This window comes from Acidovorax sp. M2(2025), assembly GCF_049330835.1.
Taxonomy (GTDB): Bacteria; Pseudomonadota; Gammaproteobacteria; order Burkholderiales; family Burkholderiaceae_C; genus Acidovorax.
On the sequence record NZ_CP186262.1, the window covers coordinates 4,419,880 to 4,440,397 of the forward strand.

Here is a 20,518-nt window from a genome sequence, read left to right on the forward strand (position 1 = left end):
GAAGGCTCAGTTGTAGACGTCCGAGTTTTCGCCGTCTCCGCCCGGCTTGCCGTCGGCACCCAGGGTGAACACGTCCGGCCCGCCATTGCGGCCAGGGTTCTTGTAGAGGTATGCGGCGCCCCAGGGATCCGGCGGCAGGCCCTTCTTCACGTAAGGGCCGTTCCAGCCCTGCGCCGTACCGGGACGCTCGGCCAGGGCCCGCAGGCCCTCGGCGTCCGTGGGGTACCGGCCAACATCCAGCTTGAACAGGTCCAGGCTCTGCTCCAGCTCCGCGATCTGGACGCGCGCCGTCTTCGACTTGGCGCCGCCCAGCTGGTCCAGCACCTTGGGCCCCACCAGCCCTGCCAGCAGCGTCAAGATGACCAGCACGACCAGCAACTCGATCAGGGTAAAGCCGGAAGAACGACGCACCCGCGCCGCACCGAAGCGGCCCAAACTCTTCATATTCATATCAAACTTGCTCCGAACATCCAAAATCAAATCGTCTCATTAATGGACAGCACGCCGCCCAGAATTGCAATGATGATGAACGCCACCAGGGCGCCCAGCACAATGATGATCAGCGGCTCCATGGCAGCCAGCACACGGCCCATGGTACGCCGGCCCTCCTCTTCATAGCGGTCGGCAAGGCCGAGCAGCGTGATGTCGAGCTGGCCCGTCTCTTCCGCCACGCGAATGAGCTGCGGCGTGCTGGACTTGCCCAGATACGGCGATGCAAACCCGGAAGACAGCCGCTTGCCCGCCTTCACGATGCCCACCAGCGGCTCGATATCCTTGCGCAGCGCGGTGTTGGTCAGCGTATCGATGGCAATGCGCAATGCATCGACCATTGGCACGCCCCGCTGCAGCAGGATACCGAAGGTACGAAAGTAGATGGCGAATTGCAGATTGCTGAGCACCTTGCCCAGCAAGGGCAGGCCCAGCAGCGTCCCATCCAGCCGCAGCCGCCCGGCCGGTGTCGCAGCCCAGCGCGAGCCCAGGAACAGCACCACCGTCAGGCCCAGGAGGATCGCCATCCAATGCAAGCGGATGGTGTCGCTGAGGTTGACCACCATCCGGGTGGAGTACGGCAGCTTGTCACCCATGGAGTCAAAGATCTCGCGGAACTGGGGCACCACAAACGCCAGAAGCAGCGTCACGGACAACACGGCGACGATCAGCAGAATGACCGGGTAGGTCATGGACGAGATGACGTAGTTGCGCAGCTTGTCCTCGGCCTCGAGCTGGACCGTCAGCTCCTTCAAGACCACATGGAGCGAGCCCGAGGTCTCGCCGGCGCGTATCAGCACCAGGTATTGCCGGCCCAGGTCCTGCTCGAACGGCAGCAGGGACTGGTAGAGGGACTTGCCTCCGCGCACGCCCTCTTCCACCTTCGTGATGAAGGCCTTCAGGCGCTCGGTGTCCGCGGTCTCCTTGAGCATGGCCAGCGCCTTGTCCAGCGGCATGTTGGCCTGCTTCAGGTGGGCCATCTCGCGGCTGAACAGAAGGATGTCGCTGCGCTTGAGCTTGGCACTGCGCCGCTGGGGCTCGGCCTGGGTGGCGCCAGCAGAGTCGTCGGTGATCCGCACGGGCGTCACGCCCTGCCCGATCAGCCGCAGCCGCGCGGTTTCCACGTTCGCGGCGCGCACCGTCCCCTGGCAGGCTTTGCCATCGGACATCACACCTTCGTATCGGAATTCAATCATGTTGACGCGCAACGCGCAGCACTTCTTCGGCCGTGGTCAAACCCTGGAAAACCTTGGTGGCGCCATCCTGCAACAAGTTCCCTCCTGCATAGGCACCGTCGCCGCTGCCCAGGGATGAGCCCCGTTCAAGCACCACCTTCTTTACATCTTCCGTCATGACCAGCAATTCATGGACGGCAAGCCGGCCCCGGTAACCCGTCCCGCGACAAGCCGGGCAACCCACGGCGCGGTAGATCACCTGCCCTTCGGGCAGTGGCAGCCCCAGCGATGCAGCGGCGGCATGCGCCGGGTCCGGCTGCAGTGGCACCTTGCATTCCTCGCACAGCTTGCGCACCAGGCGTTGGGCCAGCACGCCGATGACCGACGCCGTGATCAGGTACGGTTCCACGCCCATGTTGATCAACCGGACGATGGCGCCCAGCGCGCTGTTGGTGTGCAGCGTGGACATGACCAAGTGGCCGGTCAGCGCCGCCTGCACCGCGATTTCGGCGGTTTCGCCGTCGCGCATTTCCCCGATCATGATGACGTCCGGGTCCTGGCGCAGGAAGGAGCGCAGCACCTTGGCGAAGGTCAGGCCGATCTGGGGCTGCACCTGCACCTGGTTCAGCCATTGCAGCCGGTATTCCACCGGGTCTTCCACCGTCAGGATCTTGAGGTTCTCGCCCTCCAGTTCCTGCATGGACGCATACAAGGTGGTGGACTTGCCCGAACCGGTGGGGCCGGTGACCAGAAAAATCCCGTGCGGCACGCTGAGAAGCTGCCGCATCGTCTTCAGCGTCGGCGGCGTGAAGTGCAGGCTCTCCAGCGAAAGCAGGTCGAAATTCTTCTCCAGCAAACGCATGACCACCGATTCGCCAAACATGGTGGGAATGGTGGACACCCGGGAGTCCATTTCCTTGCCGTGCACGCGCAGCTTGGTGCGCCCGTCCTGGGGCATGCGGCGCTCGGCGATGTCCAGCTGCGAGAGGATCTTGATCCGGGAGACGACGGCGGGAGCGTCCTTGTTGTCGATCTCGTCGATGGGGTAGAGCTCACCGTCCACCCGGATGCGGACCACCGACTTTTCTTCGTAGGTTTCGATGTGGATGTCCGAAGCCTGGGCCGCCACGGCCTGCGAGAGGATCTGGCTCACGCGCTGGATGATGGGCGCCTCGGACGCCATGTCCCGCAGGTGCTCGATGAATTCCGTGGCCTCGAACTGGTCCGCGACCGCATCGCCTTCGGGCTCCGACTCCTGGACATACCAGGCGTTGAGCTGGCTGGAGATTTCGGATTCCAGGCCGAAATACAGGTTTGGGACCTGGCCAAACACCAGCCGCAGCGCATCGCGCAGGGCCGGGCTGCGGGGGTCCACCGAGGCAAAGTCCGGCAGGGCCTCGGCGTCCTCGGCTTCGCCCAGCGGCAAGAGGTTGTTGGCCAGCAGAAAGCTGGTGTTCAGCCGGGCGGTGGGGGGCTTTTCCTTGGGGAACGCGTCCTGGCGCACCAGGGGAAGGCCCGCCTGGCGGGACAACGCGGCATACACATCGACCTCGGACACCAGCCCCAGGCTGATCAACAGCCGGCCCAGGCGCCCTCCCATGGAGCGCTGGACCTCCAGCGCCCGCTCCAGATCGTTGCGCGAGAGCTTCGCGTCCGACAGCAGCATTTCGCCCAGTTTCCGGGGCTGGTCCTGTTCTTCCATCAATTCGTTGCCTTCAGCATGTTTGCACCTGGATTGTCCTTGGTTTACACGGAACCCGGCCGGACCTGGGTGCCGCGCTTGCCCAGCACACCGTGGAGCAGGCCTTTCATCCACATCTTGAAATACTTCCCGCGCCCGGGCACGAACACGGAAAAGACCACCAGCCGCTTGAGCTGCTGGACTGCGTGGTGCAGTTTGGTCGGGAAATTGGCGCGGGTCGACCGCAGCATCAGAACGACGTTGCGGGACTGATAGTAATGCCGCCATGGCGCATGCAAGGGAACCTCGCGCCCCAGCACCCAGGCCACCTGATCACCCAGCCGGTGCTCCAGGGTCGCGGCACACACGCCGTAGATTTTGAAGCCCTGGTCCCGGGCACGCAAGCACCATTCGACATCGACCCAGTCGATGAAGTAATCCTCCCGGAGCAGGCCCACCTGCCGCAGGGCGGGGGCGGGCATCAGGCAGCCCGAGGCAATGACGTGGTCCACCTCCCACACCCGGGCCGGGTCGTTGCAGTCGAGCCAGCGCAGGGACCAGCCTTCCATGCGGAAGAAGGGCGTGCGGTCGGACTGGCGGCGCGGGTCCGCATAGCGCGGCCCCACGGCCGCGGCATCGGGATGGTCGCGCAGCGCGTCCATCAACAGGCCCACCATGTCCGGCGCCGGCAGGCTGTCGTGGTCCATCAGCAGCACATGGGTGGCGCCCTGCTCCAGCGCCCATTCGATGCCACGGTTCTGCGCGTACCCGATGCCGTGGTTCTGTGCCAGCCACAGCGGGTGCACGCGGTCCGCGGGCCATTGCCGCAGCCAGGGCCGCAGGTCCACCCCTGACCCGTTGTCCACCCAGACAATGTGATCGACCTGGCGCAACAGCCGCTCGAACTGCGCCACCAGGCGGTCCAGTTCGCAACGAAAGGTAACAACTACCGCAAAGATGCGCGTGCTCCCGGAGGACGCGACCGGCGCCAGGATGACGTCGCTCATGCAGCCTCCCGTGCGCGGCCGGCGCACTCGTCGCGCATCAGTGCTTCATAGGCCGACGTCACACCGTCCCAGGTGTAACGGCGCGCAATGAGGTCCCGCGCGGCCTGGCTGAGCCGCGTGATGTCGTCTTGCGAGCGGGCTTGCAGCCGCTGCAGGCACACAGCCAGCTCCGCGGGCGTGCCGAAATAGTCGGCCACGCCCTGCGCCACTTCGCGATTGAAGGGGTTGTCGTGGGCAATGACCAGGCTGCCGCACGCCAGCGCCTCCAGCAGCGAGGGGTTGGTGCCCCCCACGGAGTGGCCGTGCAGGTAGGCCGCGGCATGCACGCGCAGGCTCTGCAGCCGCTGTGCGTCGTACACGCCGCCGACGAACCGCACCCGCTCGCTGGCCAGCGACTTCAGCTGGCGCTGGTACGGGGTGGCGTCGGTCACGCTGCCCACGATGACCAGGGGCAGCGCGCCGGCGTGGAGCAGGTAACCCTGAATGATCTCCAGCACATGGTTCTCAGGCTCGGGCCGGGCCACCACCAGCAGGTAGCCGCCGGGCTCCAGCCCCCACGCGGACAGCGCCCGAGGATCCACGTCCTGCGCGCGGACTTCCTGCGCACCGTAGGCGATGAAGCTGGTGGGCGCAGACCGGGGGTAGACGGACCGCACGCGCTGCGCGATGGCTTCGGCGTCGGCAATGAGGCGCGTCGCGGTCTTGGTGGACAGCCACTCCATGCAGCGCAGGTAGGCGCGTGCGCCCCGCCCCCACTTGCTGCGCGCCCACTCCAGGCCATCCACATTGATCCACACCGGCGTGCCAAACAGGCGCGGCCACCAGCACGCCCAGGCCGCCCCGTAGCCCAGCATGTAGACCAGGTCGTAGCCGCGGCGTGCATCCCACAGACTGGCGCAGTCGTAGGCCAGCACGGATGCGGGGCCCCAGTGCGGGCGGCGCCGGTAGCGCACCCGCACGCCCTCGTGAAACTGGTCTGCGGGCGGCGGGCCGTCCGCCTCGGCATAGACGGTCACCTGGTGGCCGCGAGCCACCAGCCGCGTGGAGAGCTGCTCGGCAAAGGTTTCAAACCCGCCGTAGCTGGCCGGAATGCCCTTGGTCCCCAGGATGGCGACGCGCAGCGCAGCCGGCCGTCCCGCCGCTCCCTGCAACCCCGTTTCAGACGTGCAGGATGTCAAAGATCTGCCTCGGCCAGCAAGCGCCCTGCCTGGTCCTTGGCGGACAGCTGGATCGGCGCCTCCACCGCCGGCCAGGCAATCGCCAGCTGCGGGTCGTCCCAGCGGATGCAGCGCTCATGGGCCGGGCTGTAGTAGTCGGTGGTCTTGTAGAGGAAATCGGCAGATTCCGAAAGCACGAGGAAGCCGTGCGCCAGGCCGGGTGGCACCCACAGCTGGCGGTGGTTGTCTTCCGTCAGCAGGGCCCCCACCCATTGGCCGAACGTGGGAGAGCCCCTGCGGATGTCCACCGCCACGTCGAACACAGCGCCGCGCACCACGCGCACGAGCTTGCCCTGGGCCTTGGGCGGCAGCTGGTAGTGCAGGCCGCGCAGCACGCCCTGGCTGCTGCGGCTGTGGTTGTCCTGCACGAAGTCGCAGCGCACGCCCGTGGCCTCCTGGAACGCTTGCTGGTTGAAGCTTTCGTAGAAGAAGCCGCGGCTGTCCCCGAACACCTTGGGCTCGATGAGGAAAACGTCTGGAATGGATTGCGGGATGGCGTGCATGAAGAAGGAGATCAATAGACTTTGTCGTTCAGCAGGCGCTGAAGGTACTGGCCATACCCGTTCTTGGCGAGCGGCTGGGCCAGCCGCTCCAGCTGGGCGCTGTCGATCCAGCGCGAGCGCCAGGCAATTTCTTCGGGGCAGGCAATCTTCAGGCCCTGGCGGTGTTCCAGCGTGGCGATGAACTGGCTGGCTTCCAGCAGGCTTTCGTGCGTGCCGGTGTCCAGCCATGCGTAGCCACGGCCCATGATCTCCACCGCCAGCTGCCCCTGGTCCAGATACAGGCGGTTGAGGTCGGTGATCTCCAGCTCGCCCCGGGGCGAGGGCTTGAGCCCCTTGGCCAGCTGCACCACCTGGTCGTCGTAGAAATACAGGCCGGTGACGGCATAGCTGCTCTTGGGCTGCGCCGGCTTTTCCTCCAGCGACAGCACCCTGCCCTGGGTGTCGAATTCGGCCACGCCGTAGCGCTCGGGATCGTGCACGTGGTAGGCGAACACCGTGGCACCGGCCGTGCGCTGGTCCGCGTTGCCCAGCAGCTCATGGAAGTCGTGGCCGTAGAAGATGTTGTCCCCCAGCACCAGGGCACTGGGCGCGCCGTTCAAAAACGACTCGCCGATGAGGAAGGCCTGCGCCAGACCGTCCGGGCTGGGCTGCACCGCGTACTGCAGGTTCAGCCCCCACTGGCTGCCATCGCCCAGCAACTGGGTGAACCGGGGCGTGTCCTGCGGGGTGCTGATGATGAGAATGTCGCGGATGCCCGCGAGCATCAGCGTGCTCAGCGGGTAGTAGATCATGGGCTTGTCGTACACCGGCAGCAGTTGCTTGCTGATGGCCAGCGTGGCGGGGTGCAGCCGGGTGCCGGAGCCTCCGGCCAGGATGATGCCTTTGCGTTGCGTCATGGTCTGTGGGTGGGGTTCAGAGAATTTCCGCGAGCATGCGCGCCACGCCCTGGCGCCAATGCGGCATCTGCAGGCCGAAGGTGGCCTGCAGCTTGCGGGTGTCCAGGCGCGAGTTGTGGGGCCGCACGGCGGGTGTCGGAAACGCGCTCGTGGGCACCGGCGCCACCTCGGTTGCTTTCATTTTGATAGCTGGCTGCGCTTTCTGCGCCTGCTCCAGAACGAATTTTGCATAGGCATTCCAGTGCGTCTCGCCCGCGGCGACGCAGTGGTACAGGCCCGCGTCCTCCGGACGCTGTTGCAGGTGGCGCAGCGCGTGGGCCGTCACGTCGGCCAGCAGGTCCGCGCCCGTGGGCGCCCCCCACTGGTCGTCGATGACTGTCAGGCGCTCGCGCTCCTGCGCCAGCCGCAGCATGGTCTTGGCGAAGTTGCCGCCGCGTGCGGCATAGACCCAGCTGGTGCGCAGGATCAGGTGGCGCCCGCCGGCCTGGGCGATGAGCTGCTCGCCTTCCAGCTTGGTGCGTCCGTACACGCTCAAGGGCGCCGGCGTATCCGTCTCCACCCAGGGGCGGGTGCCGCTGCCGTCGAAAACGTAGTCGGTGCTGTAGTGCACCAGCCAGGCGCCCAGCCGCGCGGCCTCGTGCGCGATGGCGCCGGGGGCGGTGGCATTGAGCGTGCGCGCGTATTCCGGTTCGCTTTCGGCCTTGTCCACGGCCGTGTGGGCCGCTGCATTGACGATGACGTCCGGGCGCAATGCGCGCACGGTGTCGGCCACGCCCGCCGGGTTGGCAAAGTCGCCGCAGTGTTCGGCACTATCGTGGTCCAGGGCCGTGACCTCGCCCAGCACCGCCAGGCTGCGCTGCAGTTCCCAGCCGACCTGCCCGCCCTTGCCGAACAGCAGGATCTTCATGCGCCAGCGCCCACAGCCGTGGCAGTGGCAGCGCCGGAGGCTTCCGGCGCGTACTGGGTCTGCACCCATTCGCGGTAGGCACCCGTCTGCACGCTGGCCACCCACTCTGCGTTCTCCAGGTACCACTGCACCGTCTTGCGGATGCCGGTGTCGAAGGTTTCGGCGGGCTTCCAGCCCAGTTCCCGCTCGATCTTGCGCGCGTCGATGGCGTAGCGGCGGTCGTGGCCCGGGCGGTCCTTCACATAGGTGATCTGGGTCTTGTAGCTCTGGCCGTCCGCACGGGGGCGCAGCTCGTCCAGCAGGCCACAGACCATGTTCACGATCTCGATGTTGGGCTTTTCATTCCAGCCGCCCACGTTGTAGGTCTGGCCGGGCCGGCCGGCCTCCAGCACGCGGCGGATGGCGCTGCAGTGGTCCTTCACGTACAGCCAGTCGCGCACCTGCATGCCGTCGCCGTACACGGGCAGCGGCTTGCCGGCCAGGGCGTTGACGATCATCAGCGGGATCAGCTTCTCGGGGAAGTGGTAAGGCCCGTAGTTGTTGCTGCAGTTGGTGGTGAGCACCGGCAGGCCGTAGGTGTGATGCCAGGCGCGCACCAGGTGGTCGCTGGCGGCCTTGCTAGCGCTGTAGGGGCTGTTGGGCTCGTAGCCGCGGGTCTCGGCAAAGGCGGGTTCGGCCGGCTCCAGCGAGCCATACACCTCGTCGGTGGATACATGCAGGAAGCGGAAGGCGGCGCGCGCCTCGGGCGCCAGCGAAGTCCAATAGCCGCGCACGGCCTCCAGCAGGCGGAAGGACCCCACGATGTTGGTCTGGATGAAGTCCTCCGGCCCGTGGATGGAGCGGTCCACATGCGATTCGGCGGCGAAGTTGACCACCGCGCGGGGCTGGTGCTCGGCCAGCAGGCGCGACACCAGGGCCGCGTCGCCAATGTCGCCCTGCACGAACAGATGCCGTGCGTCGCCCTGGAGGCTGTCCAGATTGTGCAGGTTGCCCGCGTAGGTGAGCTTGTCCAGATTGACCACCGGCTCGCCGGAGGCGGCAAGCCAGTCAAGAACGAAGTTGGCGCCAATGAAACCCGCGCCGCCAGTAACCAGAATCATAGGGAGGGCTGTGTGTAATGCCAGCTCGGCAGAACCAGGGATTATCCCACCCCGCCCAGCCGCCCGGTAACAGAGTTCAACCCCGAGCCGCCCCGGGGAACCGGCGCCGATCAGAAGTGGATGCCGCGCATCATCTGCTGCAGGGCCACCGCTTCGGCGGAGAGCTGGGGCTTGGCGTCCTTGCCGCCCTTGGCGGCGGACGAGTCCGGGAACATGCGGAAGCTGGTGTTCATGGTGATCTGCGCCACGCGCGGCACCAGCGCGTGCAGCAGCTGGCCGGTGATGCCCAGCCGGGTGGCGATGCGCACCGGCTTGAAGATGCAGGCCTGGGCGATCATGTCGGCCGCCTCCTCGGGGCTGAGGGTGGGCACGTTGTTGTAGATCTTGGTGGGCGCGATCATGGGCGTGCGCACCAGCGGCATGTTGATGGTGGTGAAGGTGATTCCCTGGTCCGCAAACTCGCTGGAGGCGCAGCGCGTCCAGGCGTCCAGCGCCGCCTTGCTGGCCACATAGGCCGAGAAGCGCGGCGCGTTGGTCAGCACGCCGATGGAGCTGATGTTCACCACGTGGCCCTTGCGCTTTTCCGCCATGCCGGGCAACAGGCCCATGGTCACGCGCAGGCAGCCAAAGTAGTTCAGCTGCATGGTGCGCTCGTAGTCGTGGAAGCGGTCGTAGCTCGACTCGATGGCCCGGCGGATGGAGCGGCCCGCGTTGTTGATCAGGAAATCCACGCCGCCGTGGTTGTCGATGAGCAGCTGCACGAAACGGTCGCAGTCGGCCATGTCGGCAATGTCGGCGGAATAGGCAATGAACGCATAGCCTCGGGCCCGGGCCTCGGCGCAGGCCTCGTCGAGCTTGTCCTGGTCGCGCCCGCAGATCAGGGTGGTGGCGCCCGCCTCGGCAAACTTGTGGGCCGCGGCCAGGCCGATGCCGGACGAACCGCCCGTCACCAGCACCACCTTGCCCGCCACCGTGCCCTTGAGCGTGCGGTCGATGAACAGCTCGGGGTCCAGGTGGCGCTCCCAGTAGTCCCACAGCCGCCAGGCGTAATCCTTGAGGTTGGGGCAGGCCACGCCCGAGCCCTTGAGCGCCGCCGTGGTTTCGCGGCAATCGAAGCGCGTGGGGTAGTTGACGAACGTGAGCATGTCCTCGGGCAGGCCCAGGTCCTTCATCACCGCATTGCGCACGCGCCGCACCGGCGCCAGCGCCATCAGGCTTCGTTTCAACCCCTTGGGGATGAAGCCGAGCAGTGCGGCATTCACAAACAGGTTCATGCGCGGCGCATGGGCGGCACGGCTGAAGATGTCCAGCACATCGCCCACCCGGTAGCCCACCGGGTCCACCAGGTGGTAGCACTTCTTGGCGATGTCCTTCTGGTGGCTGATGGCGTTGAGGGCGTTGACCACGAAGTCCACGGGCACGATGTTCACGCGCCCGCCCTCCAGGCCCACCGTGGGCATCCATGGCGGCAGCAGCTCGCGCATGCGCTGGATGAGCTTGAAGAAGTAGTACGGGCCGTCGATCTTGTCCATCTCGCCGGTCTGGCTGTCGCCCACCACCATGGCGGGGCGGTACACCGTCCAGGGCACCTTGCAGTCCTGGCGCACGATCTTTTCGCTCTCGTGCTTGGTCTGGAAGTACGGGTGGTCCAGGCCCTCGGCCTCATCGAACATGTCTTCGCGGAAGACCCCCTCGTAGAGGCCCGCGGCCGCGATGGACGACACGTGGTGGAAGTGGCCGGCGTCAATGGCCCGGGCCAGGTCCACCGTGTTGCGCGTGCCCTCGATGTTCACGGCCACCTGCGTTTCCTCGTCGGCGGCCAGGTCGTACACGGCAGCCAGGTGGAAGAAGTGGTCCACCTGGCCCTTGAGCGCCTTGATGTCCTGCGCGGACACGCCCAGCTTCTTGGCCGTCAGGTCGCCATACACGGGCACCGCGCGCGCAGCGCCCACGCCCCAGTAGCTGCGCAGGCCGGCCACCTTGTCGGCGCTCTCCTGGCGGATGAGGAAGTGCACCACCGCCCCCTTGCGCTCCAGCAGCTTCTTGACCAGCCGCTTGCCGATGAACCCCGTAGCACCCGTGACGAAATACTGCATGACGACTCCTCTGAGAACGGGCATTCTTGCCCAAGGCCCCGGGGCCCCGATTCAGCACAAACCCGCGCCGCGCGCCGGTGGTCAAGCCGCTGCATAGACGGTACGCTCTAGGTTTTTAGAACCCTGCGCCTACACCCGCCGCACCCTGCGTCGTACAGTGCAGGCCATGCGCCCGGGGCGTGCACCCCGGCACTTTCAACCACCCGTACAACCGGAGGCCTTATGGTCAAGAAACTGCAGAAACTCAGTGCCGACAACAAAAAGAGCAACGCCCAACTCTCCAGTACCGTCAAGGACTCCGCACAGCAGATCTGGCTGGCCGGCCTGGGGGCTTTCTCCAAGGCCCAGGAAGAAGGCGGCAAGGTGTTCGAGGCCCTGGTGAAGGAAGGCCTCACCATCCAGCGCAAGACCCAGGCCGCCGCCGAAGAAAAGATCACCGAGGCCACCAGCCGCGTGACCAGCATGGCCAACGACATCGGCTCGCGGGCCCAGGGCCAGTGGGACAAGCTGGAGAACATCTTTGAAGACCGCGTGGCCAAAGCGTTGTCGAAACTCGGCGTGCCCTCGGCGCGCGACCTGCAGGCCCTGACCGCACGGGTGGATGCCCTGAGCAAGGGGCCAAAGCCCGCTGCCACCAAGACGGCCGCGGCAAAGCCCGGGGCCAAGTCTGCTGCCGCCAAAAAGGCGCCCGCCAAGAAAGCAGCACCGGCCAAAGCCGCCGCGGCCGTCAAGCCAGCCGCCAAGAAGGCTGCTGCAAAGAAGGCCCCCGCACGCTCCTCCGGTGACGCGGGCGCCGGCAGCGCGAACTGACAGAGATACGAGAGGCACTGCGCTGCCCCGCAGCGCGCAGCGCCCGCCCCGCGGCCCGCACACCTCCGGTGTCCGGGCCTTTTTTGCGCAGCGCCGGCGCGGCGGCCCTGCGTGGCACAGGGGCAGCGCCCGCTCCGCTTTGCGGCAGTGCAGCATTTGCGCGTGGGTTAGAGTAACCCCCGGAGACCAGAATAACCATTGAAGCGAAGGGGTCCGCACCCATGGTGAAGAAAGCGCCACGCCGCACCGCAGAACGCATACTGGAAGTGACGCTGGACTTGTTCAACCGGTTCGGCGAGCCCAACGTCTCCACCACCCTCATCTCCGCCGAGCTGCGCATCAGCCCCGGCAACCTGTACTACCACTACCCGGCCAAGGACGAGCTGATCAACGCGCTGTTTGATCGCTACGAAAGCGCCCTCACCGAACTGCTGGCCGCCAGCGACGGCGTGCGCAATGTGGAGGACGCCTGGTTCTTCCTGCACACGCTCTTCGAGCTGATCTGGCAGTACCGCTTTCTGTACCGCGACCTGAACGACCTGCTGTCCAAGAACCGGCGGCTGGAGACGCACTTCCAGGCCATCCTGAAGAACAAGACCCGCGCCGTGCGGGCCCTGCTGGACGGCATGGGCCGTGCCGGCGCGCTGCACATGGACCTGCGCGACCAGGAGGCCACCGCGACCAGCATGGTGGTGGTGCTGACCTACTGGCTGAGCTTCGAGTACGTGCGCGATCCGCGCCGCGCGCTGGAGCCCGAGAGCGCCCAGGCCGCGCTGCTGCGGGGCGCGCACCATGTGCTGAACCTGCTGGTGCCCTACCTGGAAGGCAGCCAGCGGGCCCATTTGCTGGAACTGGTGGGCGCCTACACCCCCGCCCCGCCCGGGGGGTGAGCCCCGGTCCGCTGCGCCCGCCACACCCCAAAAGAAATCTATCGGAGACACACCATGGCCCAATGGACCCTTTTTCCCCACGCCGGCGACTACAGCTTCACCGCCGCCAGTGCCAAGAAGCACTGGGCCCGGCTGCATGGCGGCGATGCCGAGCCCTGCCCCAAGGACGCAGCCGTGCTGCAGGCGTGGGCGCTGTTTCACAACGGCGACTTTGAACAGGCCGCCGCCGCCGGGCTGGCCGCCGGCGGTGCGGGCATCACCGTGGCGAACAAGGCCACGGCCATCTACGCCAATTACCTCGAACCCAAGGAAAAAACGCGGCTGGACCTGTTCCTGCAGGTGGCCGAGCGGGCCGAGGCGCAGGCCGCCAGCGAGCCCGGCAACGCCAATGCCTGGTACTGGCGGGCCTACGCGCTGGGCCGCTACAGCCAGGGCATCAGCGTGGCCAAGGCGCTGGCGCAAGGCCTGGGCGGCAAGGTCAAGGAGTCGCTGGAAAAGGCCATTGCGCTGTCGCCCCAGCATGCCGACGCGCGCATCGCGCTGGGCGCCTTCCACGCCGAGGTGATCGACAAGGTGGGCGCGCTGATCGGCGGCATGACCTATGGCGCCAAGAAGGACGTGGGGCTCAAGCTGTTCCAGGAAGCGCTCAAGCTCAACCCCGGCTCGGCCATCGGCATGATCGAGTACGCCAATGCCCTGGTCATGCTGGAGGGCGACAAGAAAATGAAGGAGGCCACGGCGCTGTACGAAAAGGCCGCAGCCTGCGAGCCCATGGATGCCATGGAGCGCCTGGACGTGGAAATGGCGCGGGCGGAACTGGAAGAGGAGTAAGGACGTCCCCTGTAAGGACGTCCCCTGCGGCCCTCAGCCCCCGAACCGACGCGCGGCGATCTCCAGCAGGCCGTCAAAGATCAGGTTGTCCACCAGCTCGAACGGGCGTGTCATGCTGGGGGCCATCTTCCAGCCGGCGCCGCCGGTCATCACGCAGGCCGGGTCTTCGCCGCAGTGCTGGCGCAGGTGCTGGAACATGCGCTCCACCGCGCCGGCAATGGCGTAGGTGCCGCCGCTGGTCAGCGCATCGCTGGTGTTGGTGGGGAACAGGCGCACCTCGCCCGTGGGCACGTGCAGCCCGGCGGTGCCGGACTCCAGCGCCCGCAGCATGATGCCGTGGCCGGGAAGGATGAGGCCGCCCAGGAAGCGGCCCTCCGCGTCGATGCACTCCACCGTCACGGCCGTGCCCACCATCACCACCACCAGGGGCCGCGCGGGGCCGCGGGCGAGGACGTGGTGGCGCGCGCCGATCATGGCCACCCAGCGGTCCGAGCCCAGGCGCGAGGGGTGGTCGTAGCCATTGACCAGGCCCGCCTCCTCCGGGGACGAGACCACCCACGAGGGCGTGATGTCCCACAGCTCCATCTGCTCTTCCACGCGGCGCTTGACCGCATCGCCGGCCACCACGCAGCCCAGCATGCGCGCAGGGTGCGGCAGGCTCGCCCAGCTGCTCTCACTCAGGCGGTCAATGTGGTCCAGGAACTCGGCGCCGTGCGCCAGCAGCGCGGCTCCGGGGCGGGGACCGTCGTACAGAGCCCATTTGAGACGGGTGTTGCCGACGTCGATGGCCAGAAAAGTCATGGCCGGATTATCCCGAGTTTTGCCCTGCAGCCCCTGGCGCGCTGGCGTCAGCACGCGGACGCAGGAATGTGAAAAAACGTCTCGCGCCTCCGTCCGACACCACCGCGCCAGGCATTGCCGCTACAGTGGCCTTCCCTGTTTCAGCAACTCCAGGAGGTTCCCCATGGGTCTTTTCAGTTTCATCAAGGAAGCCGGCGAAAAACTGTTCGGCGGCAAGGACGCCCAGGCGGCAACGGCCGCAGCGCCCTCGCAGGATGAACTCAACACCACGGCCGCACGGGCCATCGAGACCTACATCGCATCGCAGAACCTGGGCGCCACCGGCGTGCAGGTCGCCTTCGACGGCAGCCAGGGCAAGGTCACGGTGCAGGGCACCGCCCCCACGCAAGCCGTGAAGGAAAAAGTCACCCTGTGCTGCGGCAACGTGGCCAGCGTGACCAGCGTGGACAACCAGATGAGCGTGACCAACCCCGAGCCCGAAGCCCAGTACCACGACGTGGTGCGCGGCGACACGCTCAGCGCCATTGCCAAGAAGTTCTATGGCGACGCCAACAAGTACCCCGTGATCTTCGAGGCCAACAAGCCCATGCTCACCCATCCCGATAAGATTTACCCCGGCCAGAAGCTCCGCATCCCGCCGCTGGCGTAGTCCACTCCGGGCTTTGAAGCCAAAAGAGCTGCCAGCGCTTGCACAACAAGCGCTGGCAGCTCTTTTACTCATAGCAAAAAAAATCAGGAACCGGCGCCCACTGCGCCCGGGATGCCTGGCGAGGGCGCCCCCTCGCGGCGAGGGATCGCCCCAGCGATTCAGGAAGACGCGGCAGCGGCCCGGCCGCTCAGGGGATAACCTCAGTTTTGCTTCCAGGGCAGGCCATGGAAGCGCCAGCCCCCACGCTTGCCGCGCTGGCCTTGCGGATCGGCATCGCCCTCAAAGCCTTCCAGGATGTTGTACGCCGTGATGCCCAGTTCGGTGGCGCGGCGGGCGGCCGCAATGGAGCGCACGCCGCTGCGGCACAACAGCACGGCAGGCGTGCCGGCGGGCACGGCCGCGCGGATCTGCGCGTCGAAGTCCGCGTTCATCGCCATGCCGGGCCACTGCTTCCAGGCCACGGCAGCGGCACCGGGCACCTGGCCCACCCACTCGCGCTCGGCATCGCTGCGCACGTCCACCAGCACGGCCTGGCCGGCCTGCACCCATTGCCACGCTTGCTGGGGCGTCACGTCGCCGGCATAGCCATCGGCGGGGGAAACGGAAGAGAGCGTCGTTGCCATGGGTTCTGTCCTTTCACGGGGTTTCTTTCGTCACAGCGTTTCATGCAGCGCGTCCTGGGCCGGCGGCGGCACAGGGGGGGCCGCGGTCGGCGCACAAGGAGCCTCACCATAAAGGCGCGGGCTCGTCGCGCAGGTGGTCGCGCAGCGCCGCGTAGTCCGGCACCACGGTGGCCACCGTGTCCCAGAAGCGCGGGCTGTGGTCCATGACGCGCAGGTGGGCCAGTTCGTGGGCCACCACGTAGTCGATGATGGCGGGCGGGTAGTGCAGCAGGCGCCAGTTCAGGCGGATGGAGCCGTCGGCCTTGGCGCTGCCCCAGCGGGTGTTGGCGTTGGACAGGCGCAGGCTGGTCCAGCGCACGCCCAGCAGCGGCGCAAAGTGCTCCAGCCGTGCGGTGAAGTGGCGGCGCGCATCGCGCATCAGCCAGGCCTGCACCGCGTCGCGGATCTGCGCGGGGCCGGCGCTGCGCGGCAGGCCGATGTGCAGGCACAGCGCAGTGCTGCCGGTGCTGCCGCTGCTGCCACCCTCGCCCTGCCCCGCCGGGCCGGCCGCGGGCAGCAGCGCCCCGCCCTTGCCGCTGAACCCGTGGCTCGGGTCCAGCACCACGCGCAGGGGCGCGCCCAGGTAGGGCAGCTCGGCGCCGTCGGCCCATTCGATGCGCCCGCCCTCCACGCGCTGCTGGCGCTCGCGCGCTTCGGAGAGCTTGCGCAGGATCCAGCCGGATTTCTCGCGCAGCGCAGCGTCCACGCCCGACAGCGTGACCCAGCTGGGGGCGCGCACCGACAACCCGTCCGGGCCCACGGTAAAGCCGATGCTGCGCCGCCGCGCGCGCTGCAACGCATAGGCCACGACGGCCTCGCCCAGCAGCACCTCGCGGTTGGCACGGGGGTGGCGAAACTCGGCAGGCGCCAGCAATGACGGCAAGGGAACCGCCGGCGGCGCCGGAGGCAGCGGCGCAGTTGCTATATTTTCAGGAGCGCCTTGCGCAGAATTGGCGGGCGCTGGAGGTTTATCTGGTGCAAAAACCTCTGCCCGCGCGGGCTGCGGTGCGGCCGCGGGCGGGTCGAAAAAGTCCAGCGCCAGTTGCACCAGCTTGTGCACGTCCAGCCCCTTGCCTGCCATGGCGGTGCGCGTTCGCGGCGGTCAGTGGTCCGCGTCCGAAGGGGCCGGAGCCGGGGGCTGCGCCGCGGCCTCGGGATAGGCGCCGGGGTCCAGGCGGCGCATCTCGGCTTCGATCCAGGCCTCCACCTCTTGCATCAGTTCGTCCGCGTGGCGGCCCACGCTGGGAATCGGCTTGCCGATGGAGACGTCCACCACGCCCGGCCGCTTCACGAATGCCTTGCGCGGCCACACCTTGGCGGAGGTGACGGCAATCGGCACCACCGGAACGCCCGTGGCGATGGCCAGGCGCGTGCCGCCCGTCTTGTACTGGCCCTTCTGGCCGCGCGCAATGCGGGTGCCCTCGGGGAACATGATGACCCACACGCCCTTGGCCAGCAGGTCGCGGCCCTGCTGCACCACCTTGCGAAACGCCTGGGAACCCTGGCCGCGGTCGATGTGGATCATGTCCAGCCGGCCGATGGCCCAGCCGAAGAAGGGCACGTACAGCAGCTCCTTCTTGAACACGTAGGCCAGCGGGTGCGGCATGATCGACGGCATCAGGAAGGTCTCGAACGTGGACTGGTGCTTGACCAGCAGCACCGCCCCCGCCGTTTCGCCCTGGGGCAGGTGTTCCATACCCGTGATCTCGACCCGGATGCCCAGGAGAACGCGCGCGCTGCTGATGCACAGCGACAGCCAGGCCCGGGCGATGCGGTACAGCGGCATGCCGCGCACCCCCAGCAGCGTTCCCAGCATGATGGTCAGCGCATAGGGCACGACGGTGATGCCCATCCAGAGCATGTGAATGACGGAGCGAAGAAAGGCCATTGTGAGTCTTTTGGGCCGCCAACGCTTATTCAGCAAGCGCGAGCAGCTATCAATTAAATAGCATCCAGAGAAATGCCGCCCGCCAGCGGCGGCAGCGGGGTGGCCGCCAGCGGCGGTGCGGCGGCGGGCAGCAGCTGGTCCACGAAGTCGCCCAGGCTGGCATGCACCCGCGTGCCGGGCGGCATGTCGGCCGGCAGCGGCATGCCGGGGTGCAGGTGGGCGGACGGGCCGGTGCACACCAGGTGCAACTGCGCGCCCAGCGCGGCGCCGGCCTGCAGGTGCGCGGCGCAGCTGCCCACCACCTGCACCTCCTGGCGCTCCACGCCGTAGCGGTCGCTGATCTGCTCCAGCAGGCCGGGCGCCGGCTTGCGGCAGGCGCATTCCTCGTCAGCCGCGTGGGGGCAATAGAACACCGCATCGATGCGCCCGCCCAGTGCCGCCACCTGCCGGTGCATCTTGGCATGGATGGCGTTGAGCGCCATCACGTCGAACAGCCCCCGGCCCAGGCCCGGCTGGTTGGTGGCCACCACCACATGCCAGCCCGCGTGGTTCAGCCGGGCGATGGCCTCCAGGGCGCCGGCCATGGCCGTCCACTCCTCGGGCGACGTGACGTAGCCGTCGCCCAGCGGATTGAGGGTGCCGTCGCGGTCGAGAATGGCGAGTTTCATGGAGGTCCCTTGTGCAGCCGCCAGACTAGCAGAAGGCGCCGGCGCGGTGCCAGAGGCCGGGCTCTGGCGGATGCGCCACAGGGGGACGCATCACACCGCCAGGCGCGACAGGTCCGCCACGCGGTTCATGGCCTCGTGCAGCGTCTTGAGCAGGCCCTGGCGGTTCAGCCGCAGGTCCATCTGCTCGGCGTTGACCATCACGTCGTCAAAGAACGCATCCACCGGCGCGCGCAGCACGGCCAGGGTCTGCAGGCTGGCGGTGTAGTCGCCCGCGTCGAACTGCGCATTGGCCTCGGGCACAAAGCGCTGCAGCGCGGTGAACAGATCCTGCTCGGCCTGTTCCCGCAGCAGTTCGGGGTTCACATGGGCATCCACCGGGCCTTCCACCTCGGCCTTCTTCAGGATGTTGCCCACGCGCTTGTTGGCCGCCGCCAGGGCCGGGGCCTCGGGCAGCGCGGCAAAGGCGCGCACGGCCGCCAGCTGCTTCTCGACCAGGGCCAGTCGCTGCGGGCGCAGGGCCAGCACGGCGTCCACTTCCTGCGCGCGGTAGCCCTGCTCGCGCAGGCTGCCGGCCAGGCGGTCGTAGATGAAGTCGGCCAGCGCCGGCGTGGCATCGGTGATCTTGTCGCCAAACGCGGGCACGGCCCCGGCCAGCAGCGCGTCCAGGTCCAGCGGCAGGTCCTTCTCGACCAGCATGCGGATCACGCCCAGCGCGTGGCGGCGCAGCGCGAACGGGTCGCGGTCGCCGGTAGGCAGGTTGCCGATGCCGAACATGCCCACCAGGGTTTCCAGCTTGTCGGCCAGGGCCACAGAAACCCCAACCAAGCTGGTAGGCAGGAAATCGCCAGAAAAACGTGGGCAATAGTGATCAGAGATCGCATTTGCAATCTCTTCACTCAAGCCATCGTTACGGGCGTAGTAGTTGCCCATGATGCCCTGCAGCTCAGGGAACTCACCCACCATATCGGTCAGCAAGTCGGCTTTAGACAAACGCGCAGCGAGCACGGCCTTTTCAGCAAGCTCCGAGCCCCCCAGCTTCTCACCAATGAACTTGGCGATGGAGCAAACGCGTTCCATACGCTCGCCTTGCGTGCCCAGCTTGTTGTGATAAACGACTTTGGAGAGACCCGCCACGCGTGACTCCAAAGTCTTCTTGCGGTCCTGGTCAAAGAAGAACTTCGCATCGGCCAGGCGCGGGCGCACCACGCGCTCGTTGCCGCCCGTCACAAAGCTCGTGTCTTCGGGGCGGATGTTGCTCACCACCAGGAACTTGTTGGTCAGCTTGCCCGCAGCGTCCAGCAGGGGGAAGTACTTCTGGTTGGCCTTCATCGTGAGGATCAGGCACTCCTGCGGCACATCGAGGAACTGCTCCTCGAACTGGCAGATGAGCACGTTGGGCCGCTCCACCAGCGCCGTCACTTCGTCCAGCAGCGCGTCGTCCTCGATGGGGCGGGCGCCGTTGCCCACCTTCGCGGCGGCCGCGGCGAGCTGGCGGGCGATCTCGGCCTTGCGTTCGGCAAAGGAGGCGATCACCGCGCCGTCTTGTTGCAGCGTGGCGGCGTAGCTGTCGGCATCCGCCAGCACCACGGGCGACACGGCGGCTTCAAAGCGGTGGCCCTGCGTGCGGTTGCCGGCCGTCAGGCCCAGCGCCTTCACGGGCACCACGGTGCTGCCGTGCAGCGCCACCAGCCCGTGCGCCGGGCGCACGAAGTGCACGCTGGTCCAGCCAGGCAGCTCGCAGTCGGTCTCGAGCTGGTAGCTCATCACCTTGGGGATGGGCAGCTTGGCAATGGACTCATGAAGCGCCTTTTGCAGGCCGTCCTGCAGGCTCGCGCCGGGCACCACGCTGTCGTAGAACAGGGCTTCGGCCTTGCCGTCCTGCGCGCGCTTGAGCGCCGCCACGGCGGCGGCGGGGTTGGACACATCGGCGCCCAGGGCCTGCAGCTTTTTCAGCAGCGCGGGCGTGGCGTTGCCGCCGGCGTCCAGGCCCACGGAGACGGGCATCAGCTTTTGCTGCACGGCCTTGTCGGCGGCCTTGTCGGCCACGGCGGTCACATGGGCTGCAAGGCGGCGCGGCGAGGCGTACGCCGTGACCACCGAAGCGGCCATCGCCAGGCCCTGGGCCTTGAGCTGGTCGCCCAGCACCGTGGCAAAGGCATCGCCCAGCTTTTGCAGCGCCTTGGGGGGCAGTTCTTCGACAAACAGTTCAACGAGGAGGTTTTGGGTCGTCATGTTCTTGTTCTTTCGC

20 protein-coding genes are annotated in these 20,518 nt (G+C 67.2%); 4 read left to right on the top strand and 16 right to left on the bottom strand.

Annotated elements, in window-relative coordinates; all coding sequences use genetic code 11:
- Window positions 1–6: 6 nt before the first annotated feature.
- The 10 genes from gspG to ACOYR3_RS20325 form a co-directional block, all read right to left on the bottom strand.
- Entirely contained in the window at window positions 7–450 is a 444-nt protein-coding gene (gene gspG, locus ACOYR3_RS20280; protein WP_422844099.1) for a type II secretion system major pseudopilin GspG, read from the bottom strand.
- Window positions 451–476: 26 nt separating this feature from the next.
- Complete coding sequence (locus tag ACOYR3_RS20285) at window positions 477–1,658, bottom strand: type II secretion system F family protein (RefSeq protein WP_422844100.1); 1,182 nt, start codon at window positions 1,656–1,658, stop codon at window positions 477–479.
- A 19-nt stretch (window positions 1,659–1,677) separates the two neighbouring features.
- Entirely contained in the window at window positions 1,678–3,366 is a 1,689-nt protein-coding gene (locus ACOYR3_RS20290; protein ID WP_422844101.1) for a GspE/PulE family protein, read from the bottom strand.
- A gap of 44 nt (window positions 3,367–3,410) precedes the next feature.
- A complete protein-coding gene (locus ACOYR3_RS20295; RefSeq protein WP_422844102.1) occupies window positions 3,411–4,352 on the bottom strand; it encodes a glycosyltransferase family 2 protein in 942 nt (313 codons plus the stop codon).
- The gene (locus tag ACOYR3_RS20300; RefSeq protein ID WP_422844103.1) at window positions 4,349–5,530 is read right to left on the bottom strand and encodes a DUF1972 domain-containing protein; all 1,182 of its coding nucleotides are present in this window, start codon (window positions 5,528–5,530) and stop codon (window positions 4,349–4,351) included. Before ACOYR3_RS20300 ends, ACOYR3_RS20295 begins: the two co-directional genes overlap by 4 nt.
- On the bottom strand, window positions 5,527–6,072 hold the full coding sequence (rfbC, locus tag ACOYR3_RS20305) for a dTDP-4-dehydrorhamnose 3,5-epimerase (protein ID WP_422844104.1): 546 nt from the start codon (window positions 6,070–6,072) through the stop codon (window positions 5,527–5,529). The genes ACOYR3_RS20300 and rfbC overlap by 4 nt, the downstream gene beginning before the upstream one ends.
- An 11-nt stretch (window positions 6,073–6,083) precedes the next feature.
- Window positions 6,084–6,968 carry a glucose-1-phosphate thymidylyltransferase RfbA gene (rfbA, locus tag ACOYR3_RS20310; RefSeq protein ID WP_422844105.1) on the bottom strand — a complete coding sequence of 295 codons (885 nt, stop codon included), beginning with the start codon at window positions 6,966–6,968 and terminating at the stop codon, window positions 6,084–6,086.
- 16 nt (window positions 6,969–6,984) lie between these two features.
- Entirely contained in the window at window positions 6,985–7,875 is an 891-nt protein-coding gene (rfbD, locus tag ACOYR3_RS20315; RefSeq protein ID WP_422844106.1) for a dTDP-4-dehydrorhamnose reductase, read from the bottom strand.
- The gene (gene rfbB / locus ACOYR3_RS20320) at window positions 7,872–8,975 is read right to left on the bottom strand and encodes a dTDP-glucose 4,6-dehydratase (protein ID WP_422844107.1); all 1,104 of its coding nucleotides are present in this window, start codon (window positions 8,973–8,975) and stop codon (window positions 7,872–7,874) included. The genes rfbD and rfbB overlap by 4 nt, the downstream gene beginning before the upstream one ends.
- Before the next feature lie 110 nt (window positions 8,976–9,085).
- On the bottom strand, window positions 9,086–11,071 hold the full coding sequence (locus ACOYR3_RS20325; protein WP_422844108.1) for an SDR family oxidoreductase: 1,986 nt from the start codon (window positions 11,069–11,071) through the stop codon (window positions 9,086–9,088).
- Between the two features lie 222 nt (window positions 11,072–11,293).
- Here ACOYR3_RS20325 and ACOYR3_RS20330 point away from each other — a divergent pair, with 222 nt between their 5' ends.
- The 3 genes from ACOYR3_RS20330 (at window position 11,294) to ACOYR3_RS20340 (ending at window position 13,602) form a co-directional block, all read left to right on the top strand.
- Window positions 11,294–11,881 (top strand): phasin family protein, encoded by a 588-nt coding sequence (locus ACOYR3_RS20330; protein WP_422844109.1) that lies wholly within the window; start codon window positions 11,294–11,296, stop codon window positions 11,879–11,881.
- Window positions 11,882–12,102: 221 nt separating this feature from the next.
- Complete coding sequence (locus ACOYR3_RS20335; RefSeq protein ID WP_422844110.1) at window positions 12,103–12,771, top strand: TetR/AcrR family transcriptional regulator; 669 nt, start codon at window positions 12,103–12,105, stop codon at window positions 12,769–12,771.
- 54 nt (window positions 12,772–12,825) lie between these two features.
- Window positions 12,826–13,602: a hypothetical protein gene (locus tag ACOYR3_RS20340; protein WP_422844111.1), complete on the top strand. Its 777-nt coding sequence runs from the start codon at window positions 12,826–12,828 to the stop codon at window positions 13,600–13,602.
- A gap of 33 nt (window positions 13,603–13,635) precedes the next feature.
- On the opposite strand, the gene ACOYR3_RS20345 is transcribed toward ACOYR3_RS20340, so the two are convergent.
- Window positions 13,636–14,403 carry a type III pantothenate kinase gene (locus ACOYR3_RS20345; protein ID WP_422844112.1) on the bottom strand — a complete coding sequence of 256 codons (768 nt, stop codon included), beginning with the start codon at window positions 14,401–14,403 and terminating at the stop codon, window positions 13,636–13,638.
- A 163-nt stretch (window positions 14,404–14,566) separates the two neighbouring features.
- Between ACOYR3_RS20345 and lysM the strand changes: the two genes are divergently transcribed.
- Window positions 14,567–15,052, top strand: a complete 486-nt coding sequence (gene lysM / locus ACOYR3_RS20350; protein ID WP_422844113.1) for a peptidoglycan-binding protein LysM — start codon at window positions 14,567–14,569, stop codon at window positions 15,050–15,052.
- A gap of 200 nt (window positions 15,053–15,252) precedes the next feature.
- Here lysM and ACOYR3_RS20355 read toward each other — a convergent pair whose 3' ends face one another.
- The 5 genes from ACOYR3_RS20355 to glyS all read right to left on the bottom strand — a co-directional run bounded on the left by ACOYR3_RS20355 (window position 15,253) and on the right by glyS (window position 20,502).
- Window positions 15,253–15,675 (bottom strand): rhodanese-like domain-containing protein, encoded by a 423-nt coding sequence (locus ACOYR3_RS20355; RefSeq protein ID WP_422844114.1) that lies wholly within the window; start codon window positions 15,673–15,675, stop codon window positions 15,253–15,255.
- Window positions 15,676–15,778: 103 nt separating this feature from the next.
- Window positions 15,779–16,774 (bottom strand): M48 family metallopeptidase, encoded by a 996-nt coding sequence (locus tag ACOYR3_RS20360; protein ID WP_422846628.1) that lies wholly within the window; start codon window positions 16,772–16,774, stop codon window positions 15,779–15,781.
- A gap of 42 nt (window positions 16,775–16,816) precedes the next feature.
- The gene (locus ACOYR3_RS20365) at window positions 16,817–17,602 is read right to left on the bottom strand and encodes a lysophospholipid acyltransferase family protein (RefSeq protein WP_422844115.1); all 786 of its coding nucleotides are present in this window, start codon (window positions 17,600–17,602) and stop codon (window positions 16,817–16,819) included.
- 53 nt (window positions 17,603–17,655) lie between these two features.
- Complete coding sequence (gmhB, locus tag ACOYR3_RS20370; RefSeq protein WP_422844116.1) at window positions 17,656–18,270, bottom strand: D-glycero-beta-D-manno-heptose 1,7-bisphosphate 7-phosphatase; 615 nt, start codon at window positions 18,268–18,270, stop codon at window positions 17,656–17,658.
- A gap of 90 nt (window positions 18,271–18,360) precedes the next feature.
- Window positions 18,361–20,502: a glycine--tRNA ligase subunit beta gene (gene glyS, locus ACOYR3_RS20375; RefSeq protein ID WP_422844117.1), complete on the bottom strand. Its 2,142-nt coding sequence runs from the start codon at window positions 20,500–20,502 to the stop codon at window positions 18,361–18,363.
- Window positions 20,503–20,518: the final 16 nt, after the last annotated feature.

Bases quoted from the DNA above. Each gene is read 5' to 3' on its own strand.
- gspG (WP_422844099.1), bottom strand. From the start codon at position 450: ATGAATATGAAGAGTTTGGGCCGCTTCGGTGCGGCGCGGGTGCGTCGT.
- ACOYR3_RS20285 (WP_422844100.1), bottom strand. From the start codon at position 1,658: ATGTCCGATGGCAAAGCCTGCCAGGGGACGGTGCGCGCCGCGAACGTG.
- ACOYR3_RS20290 (WP_422844101.1), bottom strand. From the start codon at position 3,366: ATGGAAGAACAGGACCAGCCCCGGAAACTGGGCGAAATGCTGCTGTCG.
- ACOYR3_RS20295 (WP_422844102.1), bottom strand. From the start codon at position 4,352: ATGAGCGACGTCATCCTGGCGCCGGTCGCGTCCTCCGGGAGCACGCGC.
- rfbC (WP_422844104.1), bottom strand. From the start codon at position 6,072: ATGCACGCCATCCCGCAATCCATTCCAGACGTTTTCCTCATCGAGCCC.
- rfbA (WP_422844105.1), bottom strand. From the start codon at position 6,968: ATGACGCAACGCAAAGGCATCATCCTGGCCGGAGGCTCCGGCACCCGG.
- rfbD (WP_422844106.1), bottom strand. From the start codon at position 7,875: ATGAAGATCCTGCTGTTCGGCAAGGGCGGGCAGGTCGGCTGGGAACTG.
- rfbB (WP_422844107.1), bottom strand. From the start codon at position 8,975: ATGATTCTGGTTACTGGCGGCGCGGGTTTCATTGGCGCCAACTTCGTT.
- ACOYR3_RS20325 (WP_422844108.1), bottom strand. From the start codon at position 11,071: ATGCAGTATTTCGTCACGGGTGCTACGGGGTTCATCGGCAAGCGGCTG.
- ACOYR3_RS20330 (WP_422844109.1), top strand. From the start codon at position 11,294: ATGGTCAAGAAACTGCAGAAACTCAGTGCCGACAACAAAAAGAGCAAC.
- ACOYR3_RS20335 (WP_422844110.1), top strand. From the start codon at position 12,103: ATGGTGAAGAAAGCGCCACGCCGCACCGCAGAACGCATACTGGAAGTG.
- ACOYR3_RS20340 (WP_422844111.1), top strand. From the start codon at position 12,826: ATGGCCCAATGGACCCTTTTTCCCCACGCCGGCGACTACAGCTTCACC.
- ACOYR3_RS20345 (WP_422844112.1), bottom strand. From the start codon at position 14,403: ATGACTTTTCTGGCCATCGACGTCGGCAACACCCGTCTCAAATGGGCT.
- lysM (WP_422844113.1), top strand. From the start codon at position 14,567: ATGGGTCTTTTCAGTTTCATCAAGGAAGCCGGCGAAAAACTGTTCGGC.
- ACOYR3_RS20355 (WP_422844114.1), bottom strand. From the start codon at position 15,675: ATGGCAACGACGCTCTCTTCCGTTTCCCCCGCCGATGGCTATGCCGGC.
- ACOYR3_RS20365 (WP_422844115.1), bottom strand. From the start codon at position 17,602: ATGGCCTTTCTTCGCTCCGTCATTCACATGCTCTGGATGGGCATCACC.
- gmhB (WP_422844116.1), bottom strand. From the start codon at position 18,270: ATGAAACTCGCCATTCTCGACCGCGACGGCACCCTCAATCCGCTGGGC.
- glyS (WP_422844117.1), bottom strand. From the start codon at position 20,502: ATGACGACCCAAAACCTCCTCGTTGAACTGTTTGTCGAAGAACTGCCC.